The following is an 11,040-nucleotide window of genomic DNA, read 5'->3' on the forward strand; positions in this document are numbered from 1 at the left end:
GCGGTAGAGGCGGGTGCTGGATTGGGCGACTTATGCCGTGATGCTGAGGAGGGCTGGTACACCCCGCAAACACGTGAATGGCTTGAGCAGGTGAGCACAGAAAACCTTGGCGCCAGTGGTTTGCAGCAAGATTCGGCGGGTGTTCATCCGCTGGCCCAGCAGGTGGTCATGCTGCGTCATTCGCGGCGCTTTGGCGAAGGCAGTGGGATCGGCCAACTGTCACGGCTGGTCAACCAGCAACTAGCACCCCAGGCGCGTGCGCTATTGGCCGCAGGTACCCATAACGACCTTTTTGCCTTGCCACTCAAAGATGAACAAGACCGAGCCTTTGAGCGCTTGGTGTTGGAAGGTCGCGGGGCCGAGGCTAAAGGGTATCGGCATTACCTGGAGGTTCTGCGCGATCAGCGCCCTGTCGCCGCTGCCGGGCTTGAGGATCCATGCTGGGCCGCGTGGGCGGGTAAAGTGCTGCAAGCATTTGAAGCGTTCCAGCTCCTTTGCGCCGTGCGTAAAGGGCCTTGGGGGGTTGAGGGGCTGAACGAGCGCATTACCCGCGCCTTGTTCTCTCGCAAACTGATTGATAGCGATCAGCATTGGTATGAAGGCCGCCCGGTATTAATGACCCGTAACGACTACGGTCTGGGTTTGATGAATGGTGATGTGGGTATTGCCCTCACACTTCCCGAGCAAGACGGTCAGTCCCAGCGTCATGTCTTACGCGTCGCTTTTGCGCGCAACGATGGGCAGGGCGGCATCCGCTTTGTGCTACCCAGTCGTCTGAATGACGTTGAAACGGTCTATGCCATGACGGTGCACAAATCCCAAGGTTCTGAGTTCTCGCACACCGCATTGGTGTTGCCAGAAGCGCTCAACCCGGTGTTGACCAAAGAGTTGATTTACACCGGTATCACGCGGGCCAAACAGTGGTTCAGCCTCGTTGAACCACGAGCCGGGGTGTTTGAAGAAGCCGTACAGCGCAAAGTTAAACGCTTGAGCGGCTTGATGTTGGGCATGGAATAGTTGGCGGCCAGCACACTCAAGATGGGCCGTGATAAGCCAATAGTGTGACGGGTATCACAGTCCTAAGGCGGGCTGTGGTATCTTTTCGCGCTTATTCCTTCGACGAATACAGAGATTTCCTGCATGGATGTGGCTGTCTCATCGGTTAGGCAGCGTTATGGATGGCGGCTGCGGTGCCTTTCTCTTTGCCTGCTCTTGCTGAGCACTCCCTGCCTGGCTCAACTGGAAGCCTCCATTAATCTGGCGGATCAGCGTGCCAAGGCCGTCACCCAAGTGGTTCTTGGCATCCTCAGTTATACGCGTTGGCCGACCGAACCCGAGCAGTTACAACTGTGCGTGGTCGGCCCTACTGAATACGCCGATGACTTGCTCAAAAATTCAGCTCAGGCTAATGGCAGGACGGTGCACGTCGCTCGATTGCTGAGAGGCAGCCCTGCTATTGCCCCAGCTTGTAATGCGGTCTATTTGGGCCACCTGAGCTCAGAAGAGCGCACTTACCTGTTCGATAAACTGGCTGGCCAAGCGGTGTTGAGCATCAGCGAGCAAAGCAACCAATGCACCGTTGGCAGTATGTTTTGTCTGAACATGCTCGATGACCAAGTGACATTTGAGGTCAATCTCGACTCCGTTGCCCGCAGCGGTGTGCGAATTCATCCCCGTGTGCTGCAACTGTCACGCCGTCGAGCAGCCCAGCCATGAGAAAGCTTAAACGATCTCGGAATCGTCGTAGGCTGCGCTCGGTATTGCGCCGAGGGCACTTAAGTGTGGCGTTGGGTGCCGTGGTGCTGGCCAGTATTTCATTGACGCTGCTGGGGATCCTCGCGCTCAAGGTATACGCCGACCACAACCTAAACTTAATTGCCCGCGCCATCAGTTACACCGTTGAAGCCGCTGTGGTCTTTGATGACAAGAGCGCAGCGTCTGAAGCGCTGGACCTGATCGCGTCCACAGAAGCGGTGGCCGTAGCGGAAATCTACACCGCCGACGGTGATTTGCTGGCGTACTGGCGTCGGCCGGAAAGTGGCTTATTGTCGAACATTGAACGGCTGTTGGCCGATAATTTGCTCGAACAGCCGCTGACCGTCCCCATTGAGCATCAGGGTCGACAGGTCGGCGTCATCATTGTCAGTGGGCATGGCGCGAACATGTTGCGGTTTTTGCTCAGCGGGCTATTTGGCGTCATTGTCTGCACCGCGCTCAGCGCATGGAGTGCGCTGTATTTCTCACGGCGCTTGCTCAATCGCATCACCGGGCCGTTGCACCAACTGGCCGAAGTCGCCCACGCCGCACGCAGTGAGCGTGCGTTCGACCGACGCGTGCCGTCTGCACATATTGCCGAAATGGACAACCTCGCTAATGACTTCAATGCGCTGCTGGGTGAGTTAGCGTCGTGGCAAAGCCACCTGCAAAACGAAAACCAGACACTGGCGCATCAGGCCAGCCACGACTCGCTCACCAACCTGCCCAACCGCGCCTACTTTGCCGCACGGTTGGCGCGCACGCTGCGTTCTCTGGATCAACTCAGCGGCAAAGCCGCCGTTTTGTTTCTGGACAGTGACCGATTCAAAGCCATTAACGATACCTATGGGCATGCAGCGGGTGATGCCGTATTGATTGCTGTCGCGACTCGCGTTCGTGCTCAGCTGCGTGAAGGCGACGTGGTCGCGCGGCTGGGCGGTGACGAATTTGCGATTCTCTTAGCCCCGCTGCACAACGTCGCAGATGCTGAGCGTATCGCCAGCAAGATTATTGCCAGCATGCAGGAGGCGATCGAGTTGCCAGACCACATCAACGTTGTCACCTCGCTCAGCATCGGCATCGCGGTTTATCCCGAACACGGTGCAACTCCAGATTTGCTGCTCTGTGCAGCGGATGCGGCGATGTACCAAGCTAAACGCCTCGCCCGAGGCGGACAACAGGTTGCCGAGTCGGAGTACTCGGCCCCCACGCTATCATCAGGAGCTTAATCCCCCATGCCTAGAGTGACTCGTCGCTATAAACAGTTGTTCGGCGTTGTCTGGCTACTGGCTGCGCTGGTCTTGACCGCTTGCCAAACGTCCCCGCCACAAAAAGGCCTGACGGCCGCGCAGATTGCAGTGTTGAAAGAGCAAGGCTTCAAACTGACTGAAGAGGGCTGGGCATTTGGCTTGTCGGGCAAAGTGCTGTTTGGCAGCGATCTGGATGCGCTCAATCAGCAAAGTGAGCAAATCGTTGAGCGTATTGGCCGTGCCTTGCTGGCTGCCGATATTCAACGCGTGAGAGTTGATGGGCACACCGATTCATCAGGGCAGGACGCTTACAACCAACAGCTGTCCGTGCGGCGTGCCACTAGCGTGGTCAAGGTGCTCACCCACGTCGGCATGCGCCCTGAAAATATTCAGGTGCGCGGGCTAGGCAGCCGTGAACCGGTGGCTTCCAATAAAACCCGCAGCGGGCGAACTGAAAACCGCCGTGTGTCGATTATCGTCATCGCTGACTAGCAACCTGCTTGCGATCTTTTGCTCTTTTAAAAGATCGCGAGCAATCGAGCCTCGATCGGCTGCTCCAACAAACGCGTGATTCGCTTGAACGTGCGCAGGTCCTCGCGGCAGGACCTGACAGCGCAGAGTAGGTTTGTGGGCCTAGGTACAGTCGCTGGTATCATGCGGTTAAATTTGCCCTAGGTAATCAGCCTCACATGCTCTTATTCATAGCCAAAATTAAGCGAAAGCTATCCGCTCGCCAATTTCTGTTTCTTCATGGGCGTCATGATTTAAGTAAGAAGCACTGTGCCAAACTGCTGGTCAAAACCGGGGCAAGTATTGATGGCTCCATTGTTATCCGTCCTCCGTTCTTTTTTGAGCGCGGTAACTTTAAAGTAGGCAAGGGTGTTTTTATTAACAGTGGGTGTGTGTTTTTAGATAAGTCGCTAATAACAATCGGCGACTATGTAATGTTTGGTCCGCACGTCCGTCTTTGTACGACGGCGCATGATACGCACCCTGATCGTAGAAGAACCAACGATACTAACGCGCCAATTAGTATTGGCAGCAATGTTTGGCTTGGCGCGGGTGCCGTGATTTTGCCCGGGGTAACCGTCGGCGAAAATAGTGTGATTGCCGCGAATAGCGTGGTTACCGAGAGTGTTCCTCCCAACGCGCTGTATGCGGGTTCGCCTGCCCGTTTTAAACGGTGGTTGATTGAGCCTATGTCATCTTAAAATCGCACATTACAGTCGTCTTAATAGAGCACCTATATTCTCCGTTGATTGTGTTTTATTGCCCGAAGTGAGCACTCATTGGCTGGCTTGAAAATACGAGGTATCCATTCTATGCAGTGAAAATAAAGTCACTGCATCATTGCTTCGAAGGCGTATGAAGTAAGCCGGTTAAAATCTGCACTTTCAGTATGGCTTGAGTCAATGATGAGTTGGGCCCAGATCCAACCGACTGACACCAGAGCACTACGCAATCTCAGCCCCCGGCTTTACCGAGGGGCCAGACAGCGATCTATTTCATAACGTATCAGCAAACCTCTGCTCCCGGCTTTCTCCTGTCAGCAACGGCGCATTCAGCTCCGTAACCTCTCTGATGTAATCCCATAAAAGCGTGATCCGCTTGAGCTTGCGCAGGTCTTCGCGGCAGTACATCCAGAACTGCCGCGTCAGGTTGATTTCGTTAGGTAGCACCGGCAATAAACGCGGATCTTGCGCGGCCAAAAAGCACGGCAAAATCGCCAGTGAGCGTCCTTGTTGTGCCGCGATGTATTGGGCAATCACGCTGGTACTGCGCAAATTTGCGCTGGCTCCAGGCACCACGTTGGCCAAGTACAGTAATTCCGAACTGAATGCCAAATCATCGACATAGCTGATAAACGGATGCTCGGCTAAGTCAGACGCTCGACGAATAGGCGGGTGCTGATCTAGGTAGTCTTGAGTTGCATACAACTGCAGTCGGTAGTCGCACAACTTGCAGCACACATAAGGCCCGTGTTCTGGGCGCTCCAGCGCAATGACAATATCCGCTTCGCGTTTAGACAAATTGATGAAGTGCGGCAGCGGCAGAATATCCACCGAGATGGCAGGGTAGGTGTCCACAAAGTGGCTCAATTGTGGGGTGATGAAAAAGCTGCCGAAACCCTCGGTGCAGCCCATGCGTACATGCCCTGACAACGCTACTCCTGAGCCTGAAACCTGTTCGCAAGCCATGTGCAGCGTGCTTTCAATGGACTCGGCATAGCCCAGTAAACGCTGGCCTTCACTGGTCAGCGTAAAGCCGTTGGTGCGCGACTTTTCAAATAGCAAGGTGCCCAGCGCGGTTTCTAGCGAGCTGATGCGCCGCGATACCGTTGTGTAGTCCACGGCTAGGCGTTTGGCTGCGCTGCTGGCCTTGCGGGTACGGGCGACCTCAAGAAAAAACTTCAGGTCGTCCCAGTTCAATGCGCTTAACGATGTGATGTTTTTTTGCATGTTTGACCGGCTTTTATGTGCGTTCTTATTAGAAGAACGCACACCTATACTCCAAAAACAGTCCTGCGGCCAACGTGTACGATCGCCCAAGTCGTTAACGGGCTAATAAAAATAAATTCGGAGACTTCCATGAACGTTTCTAACACCCCGTACCAAAATGCCCGTCTGCTGATTGATGGCGAATGGATCGAGTCGCAGACCACCGAGTGGCATGACATTGTTAACCCCGCCACCCAGCAAGTGCTGGCCAAAGTCCCGTTTGCCACGCCCGATGAAGTCGACGCCGCCATTGCTGCCGCGCAACGTGCATTTCACACGTGGAAGCTCACGCCCATCGGTGCGCGGATGCGCATCATGCTCAAACTGCAAGCGTTGATCCGGGAACACTCCAAGCGCATCGCTGTCGTGCTCAGTGCTGAACAAGGCAAAACCATTGCCGACGCCGAAGGCGATATCTTCCGCGGCTTGGAAGTGGTTGAGCATGCGTGCTCCATTGGCACCTTACAAATGGGCGAGTTCGCTGAAAACGTTGCGGGAGGAGTCGATACCTACACCTTGCGCCAACCGATCGGCGTGTGTGCGGGCATTACGCCTTTCAACTTTCCGGCCATGATTCCGTTGTGGATGTTCCCAATGGCTATCGTGTGCGGTAACACGTTCGTACTTAAGCCCTCTGAGCAAGACCCGCTGTCGACCCTGATGCTGGTTGAGCTGGCGCTGGAAGCCGGGGTTCCACCGGGCGTACTTAACGTCGTTCACGGGGGCAAAGATGTGGTGGATGCGCTCTGCACCCACTCCGACATCAAGGCCGTTTCGTTTGTAGGTTCAACCGCCGTGGGTACTCACGTGTACGACTTGGCCGGTCGTCACGGCAAGCGCGTGCAGTCGATGATGGGTGCTAAAAACCACGCTGTGGTGCTGCCTGACGCCAACCGTCAGCAAACCCTCAATGCGCTGGTGGGCGCTGGTTTTGGTGCGGCGGGTCAGCGTTGCATGGCCACTTCAGTGGTGCTGCTGGTGGGCGCGGCCAAACAATGGTTGCCTGACCTTAAAGCGCTGGCACAAAAACTTAAGGTCAACGCGGGCAGCGAAGCGGGCACCGATATCGGCCCGGTGATTTCCAAACGCGCGAAAGAGCGCGTCTTGGGCTTGATTGAGAGCGGCGTCAAAGAAGGTGCGGTTCTTGAACTGGATGGCCGGAACATCAGCGTTCCAGGTTTCGAGCAAGGCAACTTCGTAGGCCCGACCTTGTTCTCGGGCGTGACCACCGACATGCAAATCTACACCCAAGAAATTTTTGGTCCGGTGCTGGTGGTACTTGAGGTGGATACCCTCGACCAAGCCATCGCGTTGGTTAATGCCAACCCATTCGGCAACGGCACGGGCCTGTTTACCCAAAGCGGTGCTGCAGCGCGTAAGTTCCAGAGTGAAATAGATGTAGGCCAAGTGGGTATCAACATTCCGATCCCAGTGCCGGTTCCTTTCTTCAGTTTTACCGGCTCGCGCGGTTCAAAACTTGGCGATCTGGGGCCTTACGGTAAACAAGTTGTGCAGTTCTATACGCAGACCAAGACAGTCACTAGCCGCTGGTTTGACGATGACAGCGTGAATGATGGCGTTAACACCACCATCAATCTTCGTTGAGGGCACAGCCATGAAAATCGCATTTATCGGTCTAGGTAATATGGGCGCCCCGATGGCGCGAAACCTGCTCAAGGCCGGGCACTCGCTCAACCTGTTTGACCTGAACCAAGACATCCTCGCCGAACTCGCAGAGCAAGGCGGGCACATCAGTGTCTCCCCGCGTGAAGCTGCACAAGGCGCTGAGTTGGTCATTACCATGCTTCCCGCCGCAGCGCATGTGCGCAGTGTGTGGCTGGGGGAAGAAGGCGTACTGGCTGGTATCGGCGCAGGCGTACCAGCCGTCGATTGCAGCACCATCGACCCACAAACCGCTCGTGACGTAGCCGCAGCCGCGGCCAAACAGGGCGTGGACTTGGCAGATGCTCCGGTGTCCGGTGGTACAGGCGGTGCGCAAGCAGGGACTCTGACCTTTATGGTCGGGGCCAACAAAGCATTGTTCGATGCCCTGCACCCAGTGCTTTCGAACATGGGCCGCAACATCGTCCATTGCGGCGAAGTGGGCACCGGTCAAGTGGCCAAAATCTGCAACAACCTAGTGCTTGGCATCTCCATGGTCGGTGTTAGCGAAGCCATGGCCTTGGGCGCGGCGCTGGGCATCGACAGTCAAGTGTTGGCGGGCGTCATCAACAGTTCTACCGGGCGTTGCTGGAGTTCGGAGGTGTACAACCCGTGGCCAGGGATTGTCGAAACGGCTCCCGCATCACGCGGTTACACCGGCGGCTTTGGTGCCGACTTGATGCTTAAAGACTTAGGGCTGGCGACTGAGGCTGCGCGTCAGGCACATCAGCCGGTGGTGATGGGCGCCGTTGCACAACAGTTGTATCAGGCCATGAGCCTGCGCGGAGAAGGTGGCAAAGACTTTTCCGCCATCATCAACGGCTATCGCAAACCCGAGTAGGGTTTTACGGGAATCCGCGTCGGGCGGATTCCCGGTTTTTGCTAGGGTTCGATCAGGCAAAAACGAAATACTTACGCACGGTTTCAACCACTTCCCACGTGCCTTTCATCCCCGGTTCCACCACAAAAATATCACCCGCTCGTAGATGGATCGGCTCTTTGCCCTCAGGGGTGATGATGCAGTAGCCTTCGCGAAAATCGCAGTATTCCCACTTCACATACTCCACATACCACTTGCCTGGTGTGCAGATCCACGTGCCCATGATTTTACTGCCGTCGTCGCTGGTGTAAGCGTTGAGGTTGACCGTGTGCGGGTCGCCTTCGAGTTTTTCCCATTTGCAGGCATCGAGGACGGGTAGGGGATGAGTGTCGCGAAGTACAGTAATCGGCGCAGACATAAGAACTCCGTTGAGGGGTGAGACACAGCCCCCACCCTAACGGGCCATGCCGATTGGCAGTTGCCCAGTTCCGACACCCAGAGGTTCGAATACGCACCTCTAGATACGCAAAAGCCCCGACATTTCAGGGCCGGGGCTTTTTAGTTACGCATTGAGGTTAGCGCGGGTTGGCCAGCGGCTTACCCGTGCTCAAGCGAATCAGGTAAAACACGTAAATAATCAGCAACCACACTGGAATCGCATACACCGAAGGGCGAACGTCGGGGATCATCCAAATCACTGTAACGATCACCGCCATAAACACCAGGCACAGAATGTTGCTGAAGGGTGACCAAAATGCCTTGAATGCAGGTACCACACCGCGCTGCGTCATGGAGCGGCGGAACTTGATATGAGTGAGGCTGATCAGTGCCCAGTTAATCATCAGTGAGGCAACCACCAGCGCAAACAGCAGTTCTAGCGCTCTGTGCGGGGCCACGTAGTTGACCACTACGCACAACAACGTCACCAGCGCCGACACGCCTAGCGCCCGCAGTGGTACGCCATTTTTAGTGAGTTTCATCAGCGCTTTAGGCGCATCACCTTGTTCGGCCAAGCCAAACAGCATGCGGCTGTTGCAGTACACGCCGCTGTTGTACACCGACAGCGCGGCTGTCAGCACCACGAAGTTAAGGATTTGCGCGGCGGTATCGCTGCCGATCAAGGCGAAAATCTGTACAAACGGGCTGCTACCGTAGGCATCGCCGCCAGCGCCCAAGGTGATCAGCAATTGATCCCACGGGTACAGGGCCAGCAACACGGTCAGCGCGCCCACGTAAAAAATCAGAATCCGGTAAACCACTTGGTTGATGGCCTTGGGAATGACCTTTTTAGGCTCGCTGGCTTCTGCGGCAGTGATGCCCACCAACTCCAAACCGCCAAAAGAGAACATGATAAACGCCATGGCCATCAGCAGGCCCATGCCGCCATTGGGGAAGAATCCGCCGTGGCTCCACAGGTTGCTGATCGAAGCTTGTGGGCCACCAGCACCGCTGAATAGCAAGTAGCAGCCGAGTACGATCATGCCGAGAATGGCCACCACCTTGATGATCGCGAACCAGAACTCCATCTCGCCGAAGACTTTGACGTTCAACGTGTTGATCAAGTTGACCAGCACAAAGAACACCACTGCGCTGACCCACGTTGGCACCTCGGGCCACCAGAACTGAATGTATTTACCGACGGCGGTCAGTTCGGCCATGCCCACCAACACATACAGCACCCAATAGTTCCAGCCCGCCAAAAACCCTGCGTAGCCGCCCCAGTATTTGTGCGCGAAATGGCTAAATGAACCTGCTACGGGTTCTTCCACGATCATTTCGCCCAGTTGGCGCATGATTAAAAAAGCGATAAAACCGGCAATCGCATAGCCCAGAATCATGGACGGCCCAGCCGACTTGAGCACGCCCGCCGAACCCAGGAACAGTCCCGTACCGATCGCGCCGCCCAAGGCAATTAACTGGATATGGCGATTTTTCAAACCGCGTTTGAGTGTGACCGGAGGGGAGTTAGCGTCAGCCATCGGTTGCCCTGTTGGTTGTGGTATTCAGTGTGTAAACAAGCCACCCGTATGCCTTGGGTGCCAGCAAGCCGGGGATATTACTCTTGGTAAAAATTCAGGCATACAGGCGAACGCAACTCTGCGACATTTCTTACAGAATTAATTCAGTGATAGCGCCTCAAAAAGCGCTCGGGCATAAGCCGGTAATTGCTCAAAAGAGCGGACGCACAGTAACAATTTGCGCGCTGCCCAAGGCTCGTTCAGCGGCACCACCTTAAAAGTCGGAGCGGCTTGCCAGCGCTCGATGGTTGCCTTGGGCACAATGCCTAACCCGGCCCCGCGAGCCACCATGCGCACCACCGCATCGAAACCCTCTGCACGAATTCGCACCTGCATGCGCATGCCGTTATGCAACGCTTGCTCTTCCAAATACACCGCCAATGCGCTGTTGGCCGACAAGCCGACATAGTCATGGCTGAGTGTGTCAGCGAAGGTCGGCGCCGGGTGTTGAATCAGCGGATGATCCTGTGGGATCACCAAAACCAGCGGGTCGTCGCGAAAAGGCCGGGTGTGTAGGCCGTGAGTGTCCACCGCGTTGGAAATCACCCCAATATCGGCGGCGTTCTGACGTAACGCGTGGGTAATGCGCAGGCTGGTCAGCTCTTGCAGATCAATACTGATCGCCGGGTGCTGTCGCACAAAATCAGCCAGTAACTCCGGTAAATACTCGGTAACAGCGGCGGTGTTGCACAGCAGACGCACTTGGCCTTTAAAGCCTTGGGCGTATTCGGCCATGTCGTGATGCACGCGTTCGACCTGTTGCAACAACAGTCGAGCATGTTGCGCAAGGGCCTGCCCGGCCGGTGTCGGGCTGATACCTCGGCGGCTACGCTGCAAACACTCGACTCCCAGCGATAGCTCCATTGCACGGATCCGCGCACTGGCTGCCGCCAGCGACAAATGGCTGAGGCTCGCACCGGCGGTGATATTGCCCGCCTGCACCACATTCAAATACAAGCGCAGGTCAATCAGGTCGAAATGCATGCAGCGCCTCAATGGTGTTAGGCGCTGCCGAAGGCTGCGATCTTTTGATCGTT

Annotated in this window: 11 protein-coding genes; 7 read left to right on the forward strand and 4 right to left on the reverse strand. The window is 55.8% G+C overall.

The features are described from left to right. The 5 genes from AQS70_RS03825 to AQS70_RS03845 all read left to right on the forward strand — a co-directional run. Positions 1-1,017: ATP-binding domain-containing protein (locus AQS70_RS03825; RefSeq protein ID WP_162233868.1), on the forward strand; the 1,017-nt coding region annotated here is incomplete at its 5' end. A gap of 123 nt (positions 1,018-1,140) precedes the next feature. Next, positions 1,141-1,716 carry a regulatory sequestration protein YfiR gene (gene yfiR / locus AQS70_RS03830; RefSeq protein ID WP_055101597.1) on the forward strand — a complete coding sequence of 192 codons (576 nt, stop codon included), beginning with the start codon at positions 1,141-1,143 and terminating at the stop codon, positions 1,714-1,716. Then, positions 1,713-2,984, forward strand: a complete 1,272-nt coding sequence (gene dgcN, locus AQS70_RS03835) for a diguanylate cyclase DgcN/YfiN (protein WP_055101598.1) — start codon at positions 1,713-1,715, stop codon at positions 2,982-2,984. Before yfiR ends, dgcN begins: the two co-directional genes overlap by 4 nt. 6 nt (positions 2,985-2,990) lie before the next feature. Beyond that, positions 2,991-3,497: an outer membrane lipoprotein YfiB gene (gene yfiB / locus AQS70_RS03840; protein ID WP_055101599.1), complete on the forward strand. Its 507-nt coding sequence runs from the start codon at positions 2,991-2,993 to the stop codon at positions 3,495-3,497. 197 nt (positions 3,498-3,694) lie between these two features. Then, positions 3,695-4,216 (forward strand): sugar O-acetyltransferase, encoded by a 522-nt coding sequence (locus AQS70_RS03845; RefSeq protein ID WP_082428028.1) that lies wholly within the window; start codon positions 3,695-3,697, stop codon positions 4,214-4,216. A 294-nt stretch (positions 4,217-4,510) separates the two neighbouring features. Here the strand turns inward: AQS70_RS03845 and AQS70_RS03850 are convergent, their stop codons facing one another. Further along, positions 4,511-5,464, reverse strand: a complete 954-nt coding sequence (locus AQS70_RS03850; protein ID WP_055101600.1) for a LysR family transcriptional regulator — start codon at positions 5,462-5,464, stop codon at positions 4,511-4,513. 129 nt (positions 5,465-5,593) lie between these two features. Here AQS70_RS03850 and AQS70_RS03855 point away from each other — a divergent pair, with 129 nt between their 5' ends. Together AQS70_RS03855 and mmsB are read left to right on the forward strand one after the other, a co-directional pair. Next, entirely contained in the window at positions 5,594-7,108 is a 1,515-nt protein-coding gene (locus AQS70_RS03855) for a CoA-acylating methylmalonate-semialdehyde dehydrogenase (protein ID WP_055101601.1), read from the forward strand. 10 nt (positions 7,109-7,118) lie between these two features. Next, positions 7,119-8,006 (forward strand): 3-hydroxyisobutyrate dehydrogenase, encoded by an 888-nt coding sequence (gene mmsB, locus AQS70_RS03860; protein WP_055101602.1) that lies wholly within the window; start codon positions 7,119-7,121, stop codon positions 8,004-8,006. Positions 8,007-8,058: 52 nt separating this feature from the next. Here mmsB and AQS70_RS03865 read toward each other — a convergent pair whose 3' ends face one another. From AQS70_RS03865 to AQS70_RS03875, 3 genes are all read right to left on the reverse strand, one after another. After that, positions 8,059-8,403 carry a cupin domain-containing protein gene (locus AQS70_RS03865; RefSeq protein WP_055101603.1) on the reverse strand — a complete coding sequence of 115 codons (345 nt, stop codon included), beginning with the start codon at positions 8,401-8,403 and terminating at the stop codon, positions 8,059-8,061. 157 nt (positions 8,404-8,560) lie between these two features. Beyond that, positions 8,561-9,964: an amino acid permease gene (locus tag AQS70_RS03870; RefSeq protein WP_055101604.1), complete on the reverse strand. Its 1,404-nt coding sequence runs from the start codon at positions 9,962-9,964 to the stop codon at positions 8,561-8,563. Positions 9,965-10,102: 138 nt separating this feature from the next. Further along, positions 10,103-10,987 (reverse strand): LysR substrate-binding domain-containing protein, encoded by an 885-nt coding sequence (locus tag AQS70_RS03875; RefSeq protein WP_055101605.1) that lies wholly within the window; start codon positions 10,985-10,987, stop codon positions 10,103-10,105. Positions 10,988-11,040: the final 53 nt, after the last annotated feature.

Origin of the sequence: Pseudomonas endophytica, assembly GCF_001411475.1 — a bacterium.
In the GTDB taxonomy this organism is placed as follows: Bacteria; Pseudomonadota; Gammaproteobacteria; order Pseudomonadales; family Pseudomonadaceae; genus Aquipseudomonas; species Aquipseudomonas endophytica.